The 18,908-nt window shown below is 39.7% G+C and carries 15 protein-coding genes; 10 read left to right on the forward strand and 5 right to left on the reverse strand.

Annotated features, from left to right (window positions below):
* The first annotated feature begins 5 nt into the window (after positions 1-5).
* The 3 genes from ACOQO1_RS03765 (at position 6) to ACOQO1_RS03775 (ending at position 3,612) form a co-directional block, all read left to right on the forward strand.
* Positions 6-1,757, forward strand: coding sequence for a TonB-dependent receptor (locus tag ACOQO1_RS03765; RefSeq protein WP_420601526.1), 1,752 nt, complete (start codon positions 6-8; stop codon positions 1,755-1,757).
* A gap of 161 nt (positions 1,758-1,918) precedes the next feature.
* Positions 1,919-2,332, forward strand: a complete 414-nt coding sequence (locus tag ACOQO1_RS03770; RefSeq protein WP_420601527.1) for a hypothetical protein — start codon at positions 1,919-1,921, stop codon at positions 2,330-2,332.
* 164 nt (positions 2,333-2,496) lie between these two features.
* Complete coding sequence (locus tag ACOQO1_RS03775; protein ID WP_420601528.1) at positions 2,497-3,612, forward strand: OmpA family protein; 1,116 nt, start codon at positions 2,497-2,499, stop codon at positions 3,610-3,612.
* 33 nt (positions 3,613-3,645) lie between these two features.
* Here the strand turns inward: ACOQO1_RS03775 and ACOQO1_RS03780 are convergent, their stop codons facing one another.
* Positions 3,646-4,059 (reverse strand): carboxypeptidase-like regulatory domain-containing protein, encoded by a 414-nt coding sequence (locus ACOQO1_RS03780; protein ID WP_420601529.1) that lies wholly within the window; start codon positions 4,057-4,059, stop codon positions 3,646-3,648.
* A 273-nt stretch (positions 4,060-4,332) separates the two neighbouring features.
* Between ACOQO1_RS03780 and ACOQO1_RS03785 the strand changes: the two genes are divergently transcribed.
* Together ACOQO1_RS03785 and ACOQO1_RS03790 are read left to right on the forward strand one after the other, a co-directional pair.
* Positions 4,333-5,304, forward strand: a complete 972-nt coding sequence (locus ACOQO1_RS03785) for an OmpA family protein (RefSeq protein WP_420601530.1) — start codon at positions 4,333-4,335, stop codon at positions 5,302-5,304.
* A 54-nt stretch (positions 5,305-5,358) separates the two neighbouring features.
* Positions 5,359-6,981, forward strand: a complete 1,623-nt coding sequence (locus tag ACOQO1_RS03790; protein WP_420601531.1) for an amidohydrolase — start codon at positions 5,359-5,361, stop codon at positions 6,979-6,981.
* Between the two features lie 44 nt (positions 6,982-7,025).
* Here the strand turns inward: ACOQO1_RS03790 and ACOQO1_RS03795 are convergent, their stop codons facing one another.
* Positions 7,026-7,556 (reverse strand): DUF2911 domain-containing protein, encoded by a 531-nt coding sequence (locus ACOQO1_RS03795; RefSeq protein WP_420601532.1) that lies wholly within the window; start codon positions 7,554-7,556, stop codon positions 7,026-7,028.
* A 242-nt stretch (positions 7,557-7,798) separates the two neighbouring features.
* Here ACOQO1_RS03795 and asnB point away from each other — a divergent pair, with 242 nt between their 5' ends.
* From asnB to ACOQO1_RS03810, 3 genes are all read left to right on the forward strand, one after another.
* Positions 7,799-9,469 carry an asparagine synthase B gene (gene asnB, locus ACOQO1_RS03800; RefSeq protein ID WP_420601533.1) on the forward strand — a complete coding sequence of 557 codons (1,671 nt, stop codon included), beginning with the start codon at positions 7,799-7,801 and terminating at the stop codon, positions 9,467-9,469.
* A gap of 248 nt (positions 9,470-9,717) precedes the next feature.
* The gene (gyrB, locus tag ACOQO1_RS03805; RefSeq protein ID WP_420601534.1) at positions 9,718-11,658 is read left to right on the forward strand and encodes a DNA topoisomerase (ATP-hydrolyzing) subunit B; all 1,941 of its coding nucleotides are present in this window, start codon (positions 9,718-9,720) and stop codon (positions 11,656-11,658) included.
* Positions 11,659-11,729: 71 nt separating this feature from the next.
* Positions 11,730-12,740 carry a DUF6588 family protein gene (locus tag ACOQO1_RS03810; RefSeq protein WP_420601535.1) on the forward strand — a complete coding sequence of 337 codons (1,011 nt, stop codon included), beginning with the start codon at positions 11,730-11,732 and terminating at the stop codon, positions 12,738-12,740.
* A 2-nt stretch (positions 12,741-12,742) separates the two neighbouring features.
* Here ACOQO1_RS03810 and ACOQO1_RS03815 read toward each other — a convergent pair whose 3' ends face one another.
* Both ACOQO1_RS03815 and ACOQO1_RS03820 read right to left on the reverse strand, forming a co-directional pair.
* Positions 12,743-13,312: a DUF6882 domain-containing protein gene (locus tag ACOQO1_RS03815; RefSeq protein ID WP_420601536.1), complete on the reverse strand. Its 570-nt coding sequence runs from the start codon at positions 13,310-13,312 to the stop codon at positions 12,743-12,745.
* 137 nt (positions 13,313-13,449) lie between these two features.
* On the reverse strand, positions 13,450-13,818 hold the full coding sequence (locus tag ACOQO1_RS03820) for a hypothetical protein (protein ID WP_420601537.1): 369 nt from the start codon (positions 13,816-13,818) through the stop codon (positions 13,450-13,452).
* A gap of 245 nt (positions 13,819-14,063) precedes the next feature.
* On the opposite strand from ACOQO1_RS03820, the gene mdh reads away from it, so the two are divergent.
* On the forward strand, positions 14,064-14,990 hold the full coding sequence (gene mdh / locus ACOQO1_RS03825; RefSeq protein WP_420601538.1) for a malate dehydrogenase: 927 nt from the start codon (positions 14,064-14,066) through the stop codon (positions 14,988-14,990).
* A 141-nt stretch (positions 14,991-15,131) separates the two neighbouring features.
* Positions 15,132-18,095: a protein translocase subunit SecDF gene (gene secDF / locus ACOQO1_RS03830; RefSeq protein ID WP_420601539.1), complete on the forward strand. Its 2,964-nt coding sequence runs from the start codon at positions 15,132-15,134 to the stop codon at positions 18,093-18,095.
* 48 nt (positions 18,096-18,143) lie between these two features.
* On the opposite strand, the gene ACOQO1_RS03835 is transcribed toward secDF, so the two are convergent.
* A complete protein-coding gene (locus ACOQO1_RS03835) occupies positions 18,144-18,908 on the reverse strand; it encodes a HEAT repeat domain-containing protein (RefSeq protein ID WP_420601540.1) in 765 nt (254 codons plus the stop codon).

Genomic DNA, 18,908 nt, shown 5'->3' on the forward strand with positions numbered 1-18,908 from the left:
ACAGCATGCAAAAGAACATCCATATATTTTCAGTACTATTTTTGGGCCTTTGGGGAGCTATTTCAGCTCAGGAAACCGATGATATAGGCACTGAAACGGTTACTGTTGTAAAACCGTATTCCCCCACCGTTTCAGATGCCTTTAAAGTAAAATCCGCTCCCAATCTTAACGATTCCATTGTGCTACAGAAAAAGGAGATCAATTACAGTATTTTTTCAGTACCGGTCGCATCTACCTTTACCCCAGCAAAAGGAAAGGCATCTCGAGTAAAAAAGACACCTCCACCAACCTTGTACAATTCCTATGCATCTGTTGGTTTGGGAAACTTCAACAATGCCTTGGTGGATTTATATACCAGTAGGGAATTTAATAGGGGAGAAGATTTGTTGGATTTTGGTTTGAGTCACCATTCCTCTCGGGGAGATATTGAAAGCACACCACTAGATACGGAGTTTTACAATACCAAGTTTGATGCTTCCTACGCCAAAAAGGATAGGGATATGGATTGGGGAGCTAGTATTGGACTTCAACACCAATTATATAATTGGTACGGGATTGAAAACAATGCGTTTGACGATGCCACTATTGCCACAATTGATGAAAAACAGAACTATTTTAATGCGGAGGCCAAGGCACACTTAAATTTGGAAGATTCTTTTTTTAAGAAGGGAAATGTATTGTTGCGAAGATTCTGGGACGCTTCCGAATCTGGAGAGAACCGCATTGTCATTAACCCAACCATTGAATTACCCATCACCGAAGAGTTGGTGACCATAAATACAAAACTGGATTATGTAAATGGGAATTTTAAAAATGCATCATTGAACAGTACCACTAATACTGGTGAAATTAACTATAGTCAGTTTCAGGCCAGTTTAAATCCAAGTTTACTGGTGCTTAGGGATGACCTTACCCTAAATTTGGGAGCTAATATTGTTTATGGAATGGATACCGAAAACGATGACATTGATTTTTACATTTATCCAGCGGTAACTGCATCCTATCGTTTGTTGGACGAATCTGTAATTGCCTATGGTGGAGTTGAGGGAGAGCTCAAGCAAAATTCCTATTATGATTTTGTTTCAGAAAACCCATACGTTTCTCCAACCTTGGACATTAGGCCTACGGATCGGCAATATGAAGGTTATATTGGATTGAAAGGACAGTTGTTGTCCAATGTGGGGTACAATATCAAGGGATCTTATACTGCGGAAAATAGAAAGCCTTTGTTCTTTTTAAATCCGCAGAACCTGTTTAGAACTGATGTAAAAGGGTATTTCTATGGAAATTCCTTTCAGGTGTTTTATGATGATGTAAAAACATTGGGGATTTTTGGAGAGCTAAATGTTGATGTGAACCGGAATTTCACCTTGGGAATCAACGCCGAATTTTACGATTATGACACCGAAACGGACAACCCGGCATGGAATTTACCCTCTATAAAGGGATCATTATTCATGGATTATCAAATCAACAAGCAATGGTATTTTGGCGCCAACCTCTTTTATATTGGGGAACGTGATGACTTGGTGTCCCAAGCTGTTCAAAATGTATTGCCCTCAGAATTCCCGGCCACCATTGTGACCTTGGATGGTTTTTTTGATGCTAATGCACACGTAGGATATCGCTTTAACGAACAACTTTCGGTCTTTCTAAAAGCTTCCAATATTGCCAACAATGATTATCAAAGGTGGGCGAATTTTAGGGTTCAAGGTTTTCAGGCCTTAGCTGGGGTTTCTTATAAATTTGATTTTTAGGCTTTGGTTAGCAGGGAGCTTTTTAAGTTTTTACAGTAAAATATGTCCCTGTTTATCACACTATAATAGCTTTTGGTCACAAAAGTTAATAGTGCTATTGTATTTTACAAATGGAACGCTTTCTTTGGTATAAACAATAACAATTTCAAAAAATGAAAAAAATGATATCAGTAAAATCAATGTGTTCAGTGATTGTGGCAGCCTGTTTTCTTTGCACTTCTTTGCAAGCCATGCCTGTTTCGGCCAACAAATCGGTAAACGATAAAGTAATTGTAGAAACCTCTCCAGTAGGTGAATGGAATTATACGGCAGAAGGTACTTCCTATGAATATAGTAAGGGAGTATTGGTGGTAAAAAAAATCGAAGAAAACTATGAGGTTACCGTAAGGGTGAACAACGCTGCTTTAAAGGCAGAGCAGGTAAAGGTGGCTGGAAAGGCCATAGATTTTGTTATATATGTTGAAGGACAGAAAGTAACTGTGAGTTTAACCTGGGATGGAAATGAGATCAAAGGTGAGGCGGAATCTACAGATGGTGTTTTCCCCATAAAGGGAACAAGAATCATTGTCGATTAGGACTATCCAATCAAAATTTTAAAAAGGTGTCCAACTCAATTCATGAATTTGGACACTTTTTCTTTGTTGCACCTTTTCTGGGCTCACTCTTATGTAAGGAAACTGCAATAAATCGTCAGAAAAATCGTTATGTTTAGAATGCTGTTCCATCTACTTGCGTTGGAATGGCTGCTCCATTTGAATTGGAAGTCATGCGATTACGATTCATTAACATACCGACCTACGCCATTTTACTCTTGACTTTGCAGTTAGGGATAGCGCAAAATTTTGTCCGCAATGGTGGATTTGAGGATTTTGTGGAATGCCCCGTTAAAATGAGTAATCTAAATCGAGATACCGAGTTTTGGAATGCTCCTACATTGGGAACAACAGATTACTTTAACGAGTGCAGTAAGACCAAGCTTGGTATTCCCATGAATTTTAAAGGAAAGCAAGAAGCCTATGAGGGTAACGGTTATGCCGGATTATATCTTTTTGCTCCAAAAGATTATAGGGAATACATTCAAGTTGAGTTATCTGAAACGTTGAAAAAAGGCCATAGATACAGACTGAGCCTCTCCTTGAGTCTTTCTGAAAAATCAGATGGGGCTGTTATGGATATTGGCGCAGTTTTCTCGGAAAAACCGTTATCGATTCATACCAAGCGCCAGCTTTCAAATGCAGTTCTGTCATCAGAATCAACTAAAACCACTCATGCAAAACAATTCTCTACAACAGGGTTTTATGATGACAAGAAGGACTGGATGCAAGTAAGTTTGGATATAGTGGCCAAAGGATTTGAAAACAATCTTGTTCTTGGGAACTTTAAAAGTAACGGCGGAACCCTTTATTTGGATTTTAAAAATAGTGCCGCCAAAACAGAAGGGTATTCCTATTACTATTTGGACGATGTTTCCCTAGTTTACCTTGGGCCTGAGTACAAGCCCAACCAGAGTTATGTGCTTAATCATGTAAACTTTGATTTTGACCGTTTTGAATTGGAGCCCAAGGCTAAGCAAAGCTTAAAAGATGTGTATGAATACCTTCAAAAGAATCCCAATTTAAAAGTTTCCATTAGCGGGCATACAGATGATTTAGGATCAGAAGAATACAATGATGTATTGTCCAACCAAAGGGCTAAAACTGTTGCTAGGTATTTAATGCGCTTGGGATTGGAGAAAAATAGGATTACCTCCGAAGGCCATGGGAACAAGATTCCATTGGACAGCACTCTGACGGATAAAGCCAGACGGAAAAATCGTAGGGTGGAGTTTGTGATGACCGAGTTTGTTGATGAATGACAGAGGCACTAAGAACTGCCCCAAAAGAAGCAATCAATTAAAAGTACTGGCCAGGAGATCTTCCAATTTTGGAAACAACATTTCTTTGTTCCACGAATCCCAATAAAACTTTTGATGCAGGCCTGAACTGCCATCCAGCAGTTTATTGATATCTACATCATATTTTAATATGATATTACCGGTATTGCCACCATTCAGAACAAAAAACGATTCAGGTTTATAACCTTTGGATTTGATATTGATTTTCCAATGAAAATCCTTTTCGCCGATCAGTGTAAAGGACCCGTCGTAGTCGGTATAAGTGATATTGTCCGTTGCATTTATTTCAACTGAAGCTCTATAAACGGGAAATCCCAGTTCATCAACTATTTTACCACTAATCTTGTTTTGGCAAAGTCCAAAGTAAGGGACAAAAGATAAAACCAGCATATAGGTCACTATCCGCATTGAAATAAGATTTGGACTATAAGTAACGTATTTTATTGAAAGTTAGTATGATAAGAATAATGAAATTTCATACCCCAAAAACAGAGCGCTAAACAATATGAACCTGAAAACTGCGTTTATATAGGCGATACGAGAACCCAAATCAACACAACTATGCTTTACAAGGTTACTCGTATTTTTTCATTCTTCAGTTTTTGTTTTTTAGTGGGGACTCCGCTTTTTGGACAAAATTTAATTCTAAACCCCAGCTTCGAAAATTATAAATCCTGTCCGTTGAACATCACCAGTTTTGATGCTCTTCTTGAGGATGTTTCATTGCCGTCGTCCAGTTCGGGAGACTATTTCAATGAATGTGGATCAAGTGATTTTGGGGTGCCTGCCAATTTTAAGGGTTCACAAGAGGCAACTGATGGTTCAGGTTATGCAGGACTTTATTTCTACGCATTGAATGACTATCGCGAATATATTCAGCTAAACACCAGTAGAACACTACGAGAAAAACATCCCTATAAAATTTCCGTGCAATTGAGTCTAGCCGAGGCTTCTAGTCTTGCCGTAAAGGATATGTCAATTGTCCTGGTCAATAAAAAAGTAAAGTTTCCCAATGGTTCCGCTTTGACAAATTCCCGTCTAGATTTACAAGAAGGCGTATTGTTTCATGAGGTAAAATTGAAACCGAACAAATCGTTGGCAAGTACGGATGATTGGGTTACGTTGACTGCGGAATTTGAAGCCAAAGGCTTTGAAAATCATATCATTGTGGGGAATTTTAAAAACAATACAAATACAGTGTTGTTGCAGCAAGAAAAGCCCATAATATCAAGTGATTACTCGTATTATTATGTTGATAACTTGGCACTGGAAGAATTGCCAAGGGTTAACTATGAAAAAGACAAGATTTATGTTTTGGAGCGCAACCCATTTGAACCAAAAGGATACGAATTGGATGCTGAAGCCATAGCAAGTGTCAAAAAGATATTCAAGTACCTTAAAGAAAACACGGAGGTACAGATGAAGATTACCGGTCATTCGGATAATGTTGGACAGCCTGGGTATAACAAGTTCATATCTTCATTAAGAGCTAGGGCAGTTGCCATTTATCTTAAAAAACTCGGTATCGATGATGACCGTATTGTATGGGAAGGAGTTGGTGACACAAGACCACTAGGAAACGGGAGAATCAAAGAAGATCATCTTTCCAACCGCAGGGTTGAGTTTGTGATGACTGATTTTAATGATAATTAATTAGCACAACTCCATAACGTTACATTTTCTATTTTTGAGGGAAATCCTCAAAACATGAAAAAAATACTTTTCAGCCTTTTGGTTCTTCTTCTTTTTGCTGCTTGCAATCCCAAGGAAGAGGTCGATTTAATTGTCCACAATGCAAATATCTACACGGTTGATGCGGAATTTTCCATAGTCAACAGTATGGCCATCAAAGATGGAAAGTTTGTGGCGGTGGGAGACAAAGAGCAGCTACTGCAAAATTACCAAGCAAAAAAAGAACTCGATGTTCAAGGAAAAACCGTTGTTCCAGGACTTATCGATGCTCATTGTCATTTTTATGGATTAGGGTTGAATCAACAAGTCGTGGACTTGGTAGGGACGACCAGTTTTGAGGAAATACTCGAAAAAGTGGTCGCATTTCAAAAAAGTAATCCCTCCAACTTTGTTAGGGGAAGAGGATGGGACCAAAACGATTGGGAAATCAAGGAATTCCCAACAAAGGAAAAATTGGATGAACTCTTTCCAAACACCCCTGTTGCTTTACGACGTGTGGATGGTCATGCCTATTTGGCCAACCAAAAAGCATTGGATTTAGCCGGAATAACCTTGGAAATGGATGTCGAAGGTGGTGAAATAGTAAAAAAAGATGGAAAACTGACCGGAGTTTTGGTAGACAATCCCATGGGGATGATAAATGCAATCATACCCAAACCTAGCAGAAAAATGCAGGTTCAGGCTTTGAAAAATGCGGAAAAACTGTGCTTGGATTACGGACTGACCACGGTAAACGATGCTGGACTGAACAAATCTACGATTGAACTTATAGATAGTCTTCAAAAAGCAGATGATCTATCCATTAGGGTATACGCCATGATCAGCAACAATCCTGAAAACCTGGATTACTATTTGGACAAAGGAATCATCAAAACGGATGGGCTCCACGTACGATCTGTAAAAGTTTATGGCGATGGAGCTTTGGGTTCCAGAGGTGCGGCTTTGAAAAAACCATATTCGGACCAAGAAGGGCATTTTGGAGCCATGGTAACCCCAGTGGACCAAATTGAAAGTTTGGCAGAGCGTATTGCAGCTTCAGAATACCAAATGAATACCCATGCCATTGGGGATTCGGCCAACGTTGTGGTGCTAAGGGCCTATCAAAAAGCACTTGAAGGGAAACAAGACAGACGTTGGAAGGTGGAACATGCACAGGTGGTTTCAGAACAAGATTTTGATTATTTCGAGAATGGAATTATTCCCTCCATTCAACCCACCCATGCCACTAGCGACATGTATTGGGCCGAAGATCGGTTAGGTGCGGAACGTGTAAAAGGAGCCTATGCCTATAAAAAACTATTGGATAAAGCTGGATTGGTCGCCTTGGGAACTGATTTTCCTGTAGAGCGCGTAAGTCCGTTTTTAACGTTTTATGCCGCAGTGGCTCGTCAAGATTTGGAAAAGTATCCAGAAGAAGGCTTCCAAATGAAAGATGCCTTATCGCGAGAAGAAACTTTAAGGGGAATGACCATTTGGGCGGCATATTCCAATTTTGAGGAAAATGAAAAAGGAAGCATTGAGGTTGGTAAGCTGGCAGATTTTGTGGTTTTGAGCAATGATATTATGGATATGCCAGTGGATGACATACCCAATCTACAAGCAGAACAGGTTTTTATCAGCGGAAAACAGATGAAATAAAAACGGGCCATATGGCCCGTTTCCTCAACATTAAAATTATTGTTTTATTGGCTTATGGCTAAAGAAGCTCTTGTGGTTCCCCAACCCATGACCAAATCGCCATCGTCAGTAAAAGCAATTGAAAACGCTTCCAAAGATTCCCCGTCGGTACTGGCTTTAGCAGTAACTCTGGCCACATCGGCGGCACTATCATAAGAATAAGCTCCCCATTGGTTCAAATTACTGTTCAATATTACCGTCCACTCGTCATCACCGGGAATAGTAAATAAAGAATAAGTTCCAGCTTTCACGGATTTTCCACCAACGGTGGCATCCTTGTAAAAAGTGATTTCTGCAGCTTCATTGGCTCCGGTTCTCCAAACCTTACCGGCAGGAGCAAGTTCAGAAAGGCTACGCCCCTTTAACTGAGGTCTGCTGTAAATCACTCTTACCGCTTTATCAGAAACTCTGTAACTGGCGGGGTAAGAAGCGATATCAGCAGGGCTTTTGTCCAATCCGCTAAACTTTTGAGCGGTTGCTTCAGTGGAAAAAACCAAGGCTAAGGTTAAAAAAGTAAATAAGAATACATTTTTCATGATTATGATTTTAGTTGTCCTCAAAACTAGGATGTAATTAAATGATGTTTTTATAAAGAGACGTTAAAATTTAACAGACCTTTCAAAGTGTTCGATAAACTGCTCTTTTCGATAATAATCATATCACTTTATCCGTATTTGAATCGATAAAGTTTCATATTGTAATGTAAAATAGCAATACTATTTATTAATTGAAATATTAAAATAATATTTGCAGTATAAATTGTTATAAAGATAAAGATATGTGCGGAATAGTATGTGCATTTGATATAAAGGAAAGTGCGGAAAAATTAAGACCCCAGCTTTTGGAGATGTCTAAAAAAGTTAGGCATAGAGGTCCGGATTGGAGTGGTATATATTCAGATGAAAAAGCCATTTTGGCCCATGAGCGATTGGCCATTGTTGATCCAGCTTCTGGAAAACAACCTTTGCTCAGCGAAGATAGTAAACTGATATTGGCCGCCAACGGCGAAATCTATAACCATAGGGAGCTTAGAAAGCAGTTTGAGGGTAAATATGAATTCAGGACCCAATCAGATTGCGAGGTTATTTTGGCACTGTACCAAGAAAAAGGAGTTGATTTTGTTGACGACTTGAACGGTATTTTCGGTTTTGCCATTTATGATAGTGAAAAGGATGAATACTTCATTGCAAGAGATCATATGGGAATTATTCCATTATATATAGGATGGGATAAAAACGGAACCTTTTATGTGGCTTCCGAACTTAAAGCATTGGAAGGAACATGCTCAAAAATAGAATTGTTTCCACCTGGACATTATCTGCACAGTGCTGATGGAGAGTTCAAAAAATGGTACAAAAGGGATTGGATGGACTATGAGGCGGTTAAGGAGAACGAGACCAGCATTCAAGAAATAAAGGATGCTTTGGAAGCTGCAGTACACCGTCAATTAATGTCTGATGTGCCGTATGGAGTGCTATTATCTGGGGGATTGGATTCTTCGGTTACCTCTGCGGTTGCCAAGAAATATTCGCAAATGCGAATTGAATCTGGCGATACCAAAGAAGCTTGGTGGCCACAATTGCATTCATTTTCGGTTGGACTTGAAGGTTCACCTGATTTGGCTGCCGCTCAAAAAGTGGCAGATCATATCGGTACCATTCATCACGAGATAAAATTTACCATCCAAGAAGGACTTGATGCCATTAAAGATGTCATTTACAACTTGGAAACTTATGATATCACCACCATTAGGGCGTCCACACCCATGTATTTGATGGCGAGGGTTATCAAATCAATGGGGATAAAGATGGTGCTGTCTGGCGAAGGTGCGGATGAGTTGTTCGGGGGGTATCTTTATTTCCATAAAGCACCCAGTCCAAAAGATTTTCATGAAGAAACCGTGAGAAAGTTGGACAAATTGCACATGTACGATTGTCTTAGGGCCAATAAATCTTTGGCAGCTTGGGGGATTGAAGGCCGTGTTCCATTTCTAGACAAAGAATTTATGGATGTTGCTATGCGAATCAACCCAAAAGATAAAATGATCAATGGGGAACGTATGGAAAAATGGGTGGTTCGTAAGGCGTTTGAAGATTATTTGCCAGAAAGTGTTGCTTGGAGGCAAAAAGAACAATTCTCGGATGGTGTTGGATACAGCTGGATAGATACTTTGAAGCAATTGGTAGAAGAAGAAGTGAGTGATGCGCAATTGGCCAATGCCCATTTCAAATTCCCCATTCAAACACCGACCACCAAGGAAGAATATTACTATCGTTCCATTTTTGAAGGACATTTTCCTTCGGATGCGGCTGCTTTATGTGTTCCACAAGAGCCTTCGGTGGCCTGTAGCACCAAAATAGCCCTAGAATGGGATGAAGCGTTTAAAAATATGAATGATCCTTCTGGTAGGGCTGTGGCCAATGTCCATGAGGATGCCTATACAAAGTAATTAACCGTAAATAAAACGTGAAGTAGGAAGATGTAGTTTTGTTTTATTTGAATTAGTCAGAAAAGCCCCTTAACCAAGGGGCTTTTTGATTTTAAAAAGTGTGAGAGGGAAGTAAGAAAAAGGCTCAATTTTTTCCACATTTATTTGTTGATAACTTAGGTGCTCTAAAGTGCTTCAACCTCCTAATTTCATTGGGTATTCTTTATATTTGTAAGATTTGAAATTTTCAAGGTAACTAAAGAAAATATATGAGCGAAGAGGCTAAAAAAAATCAATATTCAGCGGATAGTATCCAGGCCCTTGAGGGCATGGAGCACGTACGTATGAGACCTTCCATGTATATTGGGGATGTTGGGGTCAGAGGATTGCACCATTTGGTATATGAAGTAGTGGACAACTCCATAGATGAGGCCATGGGCGGTCATTGTGATACCATTGATGTCATTATAAACGAAAACAACTCCATTACCACAAAGGATAATGGTAGGGGTATACCAGTGGGCCTTCACAAGAAAGAAGGAGTTTCTGCCCTAGAGGTGGTGATGACCAAGATCGGTGCTGGAGGTAAATTTGATAAGGACTCCTATAAGGTTTCAGGTGGTCTTCACGGTGTTGGGGTTTCTTGTGTAAATGCGCTATCAAGCCATTTAAAGGCTACGGTTCACCGAGAAGGTAAAATTTGGGAACAAGAATACGAGAGGGGAAAATCGCTGTACCCGGTTAAAAGTACCGGCGAGAGCAAGGATACCGGAACAGTGGTAACCTTTATGCCCGATGACACCATTTTTACCCAAACTGTTGAGTACAGTTACGAGACTTTGGCCAATAGAATGCGTGAACTAGCGTATTTGAACAAGGGAGTGACCATAACCCTTACCGATAAACGGAATAAAGACGAAAAAGGGGAGTATATCTCTGAAACCTTTCATTCCAAAGAAGGATTGAAGGAATTTATCAAGTTTTTGGATGGAACTCGTGAACCGCTTATCCAAAGCGTAATTTCCATGGAAGGTGAGAAAAATGGAATTCCTGTTGAAGTTGCCATGATCTATAACAACGGATATACGGAAAACCTTCATTCTTATGTAAACAACATCAACACCCATGAAGGTGGAACCCATTTATCTGGTTTTAGAAGGGGATTGACATCCACTTTGAAGAAATATGCAGATGGTTCGGGAATGTTGGACAAGCTAAAGTTTGAAATTTCCGGAGATGATTTCCGTGAAGGACTTACAGCTATTGTTTCGGTAAAGGTTGCGGAACCACAATTTGAAGGACAGACCAAGACCAAATTGGGTAACCGTGAGGTGACCAGTGCTGTTAGTCAGGCAGTTTCTGAAATGTTGACCAATTATTTGGAGGAGCATCCAGATGATGCCAAGCAAATAGTTGAAAAAGTAAAACTGGCTGCCCAAGCTAGACACGCTGCGGCCAAGGCCCGTGAAATGGTGCAACGTAAAAACCCAATGAGTGTTGGGGGATTGCCAGGAAAGTTATCCGATTGCTCTGAACAAGATCCAACAAAATGTGAAGTGTTCTTGGTAGAGGGAGATTCTGCGGGTGGAACCGCAAAACAGGGTCGTGATAGAAATTTTCAGGCTATTTTACCGCTTCGCGGTAAGATTCTGAACGTGGAAAAAGCCATGCAACATAAGGTTTTTGAAAATGAGGAAATCAAGAACATTTATACTGCTCTTGGAGTCACTATTGGTACCGAGGAAGATAGTAAGGCATTGAATCTTGAAAAGCTGCGCTATCATAAAGTGGTCATCATGTGTGATGCCGATGTTGATGGTAGTCACATTGAAACTTTGATTCTTACCTTCTTTTTCCGATACATGCGCGAGCTTATTGAAGGAGGACACGTTTACATCGCCACACCACCATTGTATTTGGTGAAAAAAGGTACTAAGCGTAGATATGCTTGGGACGATAATGAACGTGATGAGATAGTGGAATCCATGAAAGGAGGTGCTAGCATCCAACGTTACAAAGGTCTTGGTGAAATGAACGCAGAACAACTTTGGGATACTACAATGAATCCTGAGTTTAGAACACTTCGCCAAGTGAGCATCGATAATGCAACAGAATCTGATCGTATTTTCTCCATGTTAATGGGGGATGAGGTACCGCCAAGACGAGAATTCATTGAGAAAAATGCCGTTTATGCTAACATAGATGCATAGATAAAGCCATTTCACAACAAAAACTCGCTCTAACAAAGCGAGTTTTTTAGTTTTAGGAAAAATTTTACAAGATGAAGAGAATAGTTCTTTTGCTCGCTTTGTGTAGTTTTTCCTTCGGAATGGCACAATCTAACCTTAATGATCTCTTGGCGGCAGGTCTCAATGATGCCGAACGTTATACAACGAGTTGGTTGGCTCCCGTCACGGAAGCAGGAATCTATAGCATTTCAAATGGATGGTACAACACCGCAGATGCGAAGCCTTTGGGCGGATTCGAAATATCGATTGTTGGAAATATTACGGGTTTCAAGAATAAATCAGATAAAAAATCCTTTACCCTAAATACGGCAGATTACGAAAACCTACAGTTTTTGGATGGTAGCAGTTCTAAGGAAGTAGCAACCGCCTTGGGAGATATTGAAGGTGTGGATGTGGCCATTAATGCAACCATTGAAGGACAGCAGGTAAGTGCTCAGTTTGAGCTCCCTTCGGGTTTATCTTCAGAGGATTTAAACTTTGTTCCCTCTGGATATATTCAAGCTAGTGTGGGTTTGATCAAAGGTACGGAGGTAAAGGCAAGGTTTTTACCTAAAATCAACACAGACGATGTTTCCATAGGACTTTATGGGTTTGGTGTCCAACATGATTTTACCAAACACCTTCCAGCTGATAAATTACTGCCAGTTGCAATCTCAGCGGTTATTGGATATACCAATCTTAGCGGAGAATACGATTTTACGGATACCGGAGCGGTATCCGGAGAAAACCAGCGCATTGATGCCAAGTTCAGCTCTTGGAATTTTGCTGCAGTTGTATCTACTCGCTTGCCCGTAATTAATTTCTATGGAGGATTGAATTACATTACTGGAAAATCAGATACCAATATATTGGGAAGATATGAAGTGGAGACCGCTGGTCCGGATATAGTTTATAACGACCCATTTATGATAAATAATAAGGTAAGTGGTGTTTCTGCCAACATTGGAACCAAATTGAAGCTTGGTTTTTTCCGTTTAAATGCAGATTATAACATTGCCGAGTTCAGCACATTCACCTTTGGGGTGAACTTTGGATTTAGGTAATCTTAGTCAACCATGGGTTTAATATCCATGAAAACAACATAATTATATTCAGAAGGGGTGTAGTGTCTAGCTGCACCCTTTCCGTTTAAAATGTGATTGACCGCTCCAGACATTTCCCAGGCATTTAGCTCTTTTCCAAGCCATTGTTTTACGGTAAGCTTATCACATCCGTTTTCTATCCCATACTGTTTTACTTTTTGATAACTTTCAGCATGTTTAGGGTCAATATCGGTATCTTCCCAACCCCAATGCCAAATACTTTTTTCCGCATCAAAATATCCCACATGGATAAAATCAATTTCCAGTATCACAAAACCATTTTTTTTATTGCTGATTTTTAAGACACTGTTTTTGAAATCGTAATGTCTGTCATAGTCCCCTTCGTTGCCTTTAAGGTATTTTTCCATGAAACTGTTCTGGTCAGCAACCATTTCGTCCATAGCAGTCTTATAAAATGCATCACAATCCAAAATATTTGGAGACTCCCCAGAATACGGGAGAGAATTAACTGTTGGATTCGCAGCCATTAGAAAAAGAAGGAAAAAGCCCCAGAGGTACATGAAAGTTTTCATAGGAATATACAATTATGTGAGGGGGAGTTACTTAAAGGTATGAAATTGTGCTAAATACGACACTATAAACCTTCAAAACGCTAAAAAAGCCCCTAGGGGCAGGGGCTTTTTATTTTCATATGGTGTGCCTTCTTTGGTTATTCCCTGGTGGCGAAGACAGAACCATTTTCCAGGGCCAATATTTCAGGGTCATTGGTTTCTTCCAAACTAACGGTTACATCCGTAACCTCTGTATCGGCATAAATAATGGTATATACTCCATTTTCCTCAGACCATTTAAAATCAGTATAAAATGTCAATTTGGAATCGGAATAGCTTTGGTATCTACCTAAGTATACATCGTTGAAAATCCACTCCTCCCGAGTGGTGTTTCCGCTTTTACCATCAATTGAAGAAGAACTTCTGGCCCAGATACCCAAAATAGGGTCATTATTTTCTGGAATACTGGTACAGTTGCTTATAGCAATAATGCACACAATCGATAGCAATGAAAAGAATTTTTTCATAGGCAAAGTAGGTTAATCGTGATTTGGGACTACTAGAACGGAGTTCAGGGAAGAACTATTGTAGCAAATTCGACGTACGGTAAGCCTAGGGGCCATTTCTTCGTTGAACTACATATTTTGTTAACATTACGGTTATTTTACTTACAAAGCAATAAGAAAAATGATCTGACCTAAAATGGTAAATGTCAGGTTTTTTCTGACCTAAATGCCTTATTTTTGATCGATTAAAATTTAAACCTAAAAAAATGAAAGTTACCGTAGTTGGAGCAGGTGCAGTAGGTGCTAGCTGTGCTGAGTATATCGCAATGAAAAATTTTGCCTCTGAGGTTGTTTTGTTGGATATAAAAGAAGGATATGCCGAAGGAAAGGCAATGGATTTGATGCAAACCGCATCCCTAAATGGTTTTGATACCAAAATAACAGGAAGTACCAGCGATTACTCCAAAACTGCAGGTAGCGATATTGCTGTGATTACATCTGGAATCCCTCGTAAACCTGGGATGACCCGTGAGGAACTCATTGGAATCAATGCCGGAATTGTAAAGACAGTTTCTTCCAGTCTTTTGGAGCACTCTCCAAATGTAATTTTAATTGTGGTGAGCAATCCAATGGATACCATGACCTATTTGGTGCATAAGACCACTGGCCTCCCAAAACACAGAATCATTGGTATGGGTGGTGCCTTGGACAGTGCCCGTTTCAAATATAGATTGGCCGAAGCATTGGAAGCTCCAATTTCAGATGTGGATGGAATGGTGATAGGTGGCCATAGTGATAAAGGTATGGTGCCTTTAATTGGTCATGCTACAAGAAACAGTGTAAAAGTTTCTGAATTTCTTTCCGAAGAAAAAATGAAATGGGTGGTAGAGGAAACCAAAGTGGGTGGTGCAACATTGACCAAACTTTTGGGTACCAGCGCTTGGTATGCTCCGGGGGCCGCAGTTTCTGGTTTGGTACAGGCCATTGCTTGTGATCAGAAGAAAATGTTCCCGTGTTCCACACTTTTGGAAGGGGAATATGGGCTTAACGACATTTGCATAGGTGTACCTGTATTATTGGGAAGAAATGGTATTGAAAAAGTTGTTGAGATTGAACTGAGCGATGCCGAAAAAGCCAAAATGCAGGAAAGCGCCGAAGGCGTTAAAAAAACCAATGGATTGCTTGAAGTATAATCCTTAGGACAAATAACGATTTAAAATAAATGGGCAGAATCCTCTGCCCATTTGCAATTCCCGCAAATTCTATTGGCAAATCTTACGGGAAATGATATATTTGCACGCTGTTTAAGAAAACTTCTAAAAATTTAATAATCAATGCAAAATAAAGGACTTATAAAGCTTTTCGCACTCCTTTTTGGTTTGGTAAGTATTTATCAGCTATCCTATACTTTCATAACGAGTAAGTTGGAAAAGGATGCTGAAACCTATGCCATTAGCCAAATTTCGGAAGCAGAGGAAGATTATGTAGCAAAGCGTGAGGCTTTAGAAGCATCATATTTGGATTCTATCGGCACCAATCCTGTGTTGGGCTATACCAGCTATGATGATGCGAAGAAAAAAGAATTGAACAAGGGTCTTGACCTTAAAGGAGGGATAAACGTTACCCTTCAGATTTCTGTAAAGGACATCTTAAAAGGATTGGCCAACAATACAAAAAATCCAATTTTCAATAAGGCCTTGGCCGATGCGGATAATGCTTCCAAGAATAGTCCTGACACGTACTTGGAGTTATTTTTTGACGCTTTTGATAACGTAAAAGGTGATACCAAATTGGCATCGCCTGATATTTTTGCCAACAAGGGTCTAAGCGATGTAGTCAATTTTCAGATGACCGATGATGAGGTGAAGCCAATCATCAGAACAAAGATTGATGAATCCATTGTTTCAGCTTTTGAGGTACTTCGTGAACGTATTGATGGTTTTGGGGTAACACAGCCTAACATTCAGCGAGAAGGAAATTCAGGTCGTATTTTGGTGGAACTTCCGGGAGCAAGGGATATTGCCAGAGCACAAGAACTGTTGTCAAGTACAGCACAGTTGGAATTTTGGGAAACGTATTCTCAAAACAACCAAAGCTTGGGTGCTTTCTTTGTAAATGCCAATGAAAAATTAAGGGATATTTTGGAGCCAGTGGCTTCAGAAGAGGAAACAACCAAACCAGAATCTGAGATTGATTCGCTTTTATCGGATGTTGCGCAAGATTCTTTGGATTTGACAACTCAAACTAATCCATTATTGAGCAAATTGATTCCTGGCAATCCTGGCAGTCATGCCATTGCAAGGGTTTTGGTTACGGATACTGCTGAAATAGGGGGATACCTTAGAATGCGCGAGATTAAGCGACTTTTGCCGAATGATATTCAGTTTACCAAGTTCCTTTGGGAAAGATCGGCTAAAGATTCAGAGATAGCTGAACTATATGCACTAAAATCCAATAGGGATGGAACCCCAAGAATAAGCGGTGATGTTGTTTCTGATGCCCAAGATACTTTTGATCAATACAACAAACCAGCAGTAAGCATGACCATGAATACTCGTGGCGCCAAGGAATGGGAGAAGTTGACAGGCGATGCCTTTAACAACCAAACTGGTATTGCCATTGTATTGGATAACAAAGTTTATACGGCTCCAGGTGTTTCTACCGGGCCAATTTCTGGTGGACGTTCCGAAATCACTGGAACTTTTACGGTTAACGAAACAAAGGATATTGCAAATGTGTTGAGAGCGGGTAAACTACCTGCATCAGCAGAAATCATTCAATCGGAAGTTGTTGGGCCATCCTTGGGACAAGAAGCCATTGATAGTGGTTTTATGTCCTTCTTGATTGCAATGGCATTTGTACTGGTATGGATGGTATTCTACTACGGAAAAGCTGGAATCTTTGCCGATATCGCCTTGGTGTTAAACATCCTTTTGATTTTTGGAGTGTTGACAAGTCTTGGAGCGGTATTGACCCTTCCAGGTATTGCGGGTATTGTGTTGACCATCGGTATGTCGGTCGATGCCAACGTACTGATATTTGAACGTGTCAAAGAAGAATTGGCGAGAGGAAAAGGAAAAGCGCAAGCTGTTGCAGATGGTTTCAGCAATGCATTGTCATCTATTTTGGATGCCAACATTACAACCGGTCTTACAGCGATTATCCTGTTTGTTTTTGGTTCAGGACCAATTAAAGGATTTGCCACTACCTTATTGATCGGTATTGTTACCTCATTGTTCACTGCCATCTTTATCACCCGTTTGTTGGTAGACTGGTATGTTTCCAAAAAAGGCAGAAGCTTGGATTTCTCCACAGGATTGACCAAGAACCTTTTCAAGAATATGAACATCAACTTCTTGGGTAAACGTAAGATAGCTTATGTGGTTTCTGCCATTTTGATCGGAGTAAGTATTTTCTCGTTGTTTACCTTAAAATTGCAACAAGGTGTTGACTTTGTTGGAGGGCGTTCGTACCAAATCCGTTTTGAAAAAGCGGTTAATCCTTCGGAGATTGCATCGGAATTGAATACAGTATTTGGAAGTGGAACAAATGTAAAAACCTTCGGGGAAGCCAATCAGATTAAAGTGACCACTCCATATAAAGTGGATGTTGAAGGTATTGAAGTGGATAATGAAATCCAGAACAAACTCTATACTTCGCTTCAAAAATATTTACCGGATGGTACTTCTTTTGAAGATTTCACCGTTGGCGCATCTGAAAAATCCATAGGAATTCTACAGTCCGTTAAAGTAGGACCTACTATAGCAGATGATATCAAGAACAATGCTTTCTTGGCCATTATTGGATCATTGTTTGTAGTGTTCTTGTATATTTTGTTGAGATTTAGAAAATGGCAGTTCTCTTTGGGTGCGGTTATGGCAGTGTTTCATGATGTATTGATTGTATTGGGTATCTTCTCCTTAACTGGAAGTATTATGCCATTCAACATGGAAATTGACCAAGCCTTTATTGCCGCAATTCTAACGGTAATCGGTTACTCTTTGAACGATACCGTGGTTGTGTTTGACCGTATTAGGGAGATTGTAAACCTAAAAGGTTGGAAGAACGGAGAAAATATTAATCAAGCATTAAATAGCACATTGAGCCGAACGTTGAACACCTCTTTAACTACTTTGATAGTACTTTTGGCCATCTTTGTTTTTGGTGGGGAAAGCTTAAGAGGATTTATGTTCGCTATGATCGTTGGGGTTATTGTGGGTACATATTCTTCCGTGTTTATTGCAACTCCAATAATGTTTGATGCATTGAAAAAGAAAATAGCAGGAGCTAACGAATAGTCATTTTAGGATGATATATTAAAAAAGCCACTCTAAAGAGTGGCTTTTTTATTTTCGAACATAGTGTTCATCTATAAAGGCTACAACTTCTTTTTGACTTAGAGCCGCAAAGCTTTTATAGCGGTAATGTACATCCACAATTTCGTCCAGTGCCTTTTCTACTAATTCTTTATTCTGCCAAGTATTCAAGGCTTTTACAACAGTTTCAAGACATCCTTTTTTATAGGCAATTTGTCCCAGCACATGAATCAATGTGTTTTTTACCCTTGCCGTTGGGTCACGTTCCAGTTCTTTGAGCAATGGAAGGATGTCTTCGGGGTATTTTCTGCCTCGTAGCTCTATACCATGACATATTTCACGTCTAACCTCTTTGTTGGGGTGATGTAAATATTTGTTGGCCCATGCCAACACAGGTTTAGGGTTTTTCTCTCCCATTTTTTTAATGGAACCTATTACCGCATTTCTAACAGAATGATGCTCATCAAATAGTCCGATATCAAAAAAACGGACAACCGCTTCAAAATGGGTTTTTCCTAACTCCCCAGCTGCATTAATAGTTGTTTGTCTTACTTTTTCATTGTCAGATTGAAGAAGTTTGTCAAGAAGAGATGTGATATTGGAAAGCGGAATTTTAGTGGTTTTATGAATTTTGCCTATGGATAAATATCCTGTTTTTCTGATATAAGTGTCTTCATCAGAAAAATAGTGTAGAACGGATTTGTCCTGTCCTTTTTTAAGATCGGATAGAATTTCCGATTCAATTTTATAGACCAGTTTCTTCCTTTCCTGTTTTGATAAATCATAAAACCCCAT

The sequence above is a fragment of the Flagellimonas sp. genome, assembly GCF_965222555.1.
Taxonomy (GTDB): Bacteria; Bacteroidota; Bacteroidia; order Flavobacteriales; family Flavobacteriaceae; genus Flagellimonas.

Excerpts from the sequence above, each read along its gene's own strand:
- ACOQO1_RS03780 (WP_420601529.1), bottom strand. The coding sequence starts at position 4,059 with ATGCGGATAGTGACCTATATGCTGGTTTTATCTTTTGTCCCTTACTTT.
- ACOQO1_RS03835 (WP_420601540.1), bottom strand. The coding sequence starts at position 18,908 with ATGGGGTTTTATGATTTATCAAAACAGGAAAGGAAGAAACTGGTCTAT.
- ACOQO1_RS03810 (WP_420601535.1), top strand. The coding sequence starts at position 11,730 with ATGAAGAGAATAGTTCTTTTGCTCGCTTTGTGTAGTTTTTCCTTCGGA.
- ACOQO1_RS03765 (WP_420601526.1), top strand. The coding sequence starts at position 6 with ATGCAAAAGAACATCCATATATTTTCAGTACTATTTTTGGGCCTTTGG.
- ACOQO1_RS03815 (WP_420601536.1), bottom strand. The coding sequence starts at position 13,312 with ATGAAAACTTTCATGTACCTCTGGGGCTTTTTCCTTCTTTTTCTAATG.
- ACOQO1_RS03775 (WP_420601528.1), top strand. The coding sequence starts at position 2,497 with ATGGCTGCTCCATTTGAATTGGAAGTCATGCGATTACGATTCATTAAC.
- ACOQO1_RS03770 (WP_420601527.1), top strand. The coding sequence starts at position 1,919 with ATGATATCAGTAAAATCAATGTGTTCAGTGATTGTGGCAGCCTGTTTT.
- gyrB (WP_420601534.1), top strand. The coding sequence starts at position 9,718 with ATGAGCGAAGAGGCTAAAAAAAATCAATATTCAGCGGATAGTATCCAG.
- asnB (WP_420601533.1), top strand. The coding sequence starts at position 7,799 with ATGTGCGGAATAGTATGTGCATTTGATATAAAGGAAAGTGCGGAAAAA.
- ACOQO1_RS03820 (WP_420601537.1), bottom strand. The coding sequence starts at position 13,818 with ATGAAAAAATTCTTTTCATTGCTATCGATTGTGTGCATTATTGCTATA.
- ACOQO1_RS03795 (WP_420601532.1), bottom strand. The coding sequence starts at position 7,556 with ATGAAAAATGTATTCTTATTTACTTTTTTAACCTTAGCCTTGGTTTTT.
- mdh (WP_420601538.1), top strand. The coding sequence starts at position 14,064 with ATGAAAGTTACCGTAGTTGGAGCAGGTGCAGTAGGTGCTAGCTGTGCT.
- ACOQO1_RS03790 (WP_420601531.1), top strand. The coding sequence starts at position 5,359 with ATGAAAAAAATACTTTTCAGCCTTTTGGTTCTTCTTCTTTTTGCTGCT.
- secDF (WP_420601539.1), top strand. The coding sequence starts at position 15,132 with ATGCAAAATAAAGGACTTATAAAGCTTTTCGCACTCCTTTTTGGTTTG.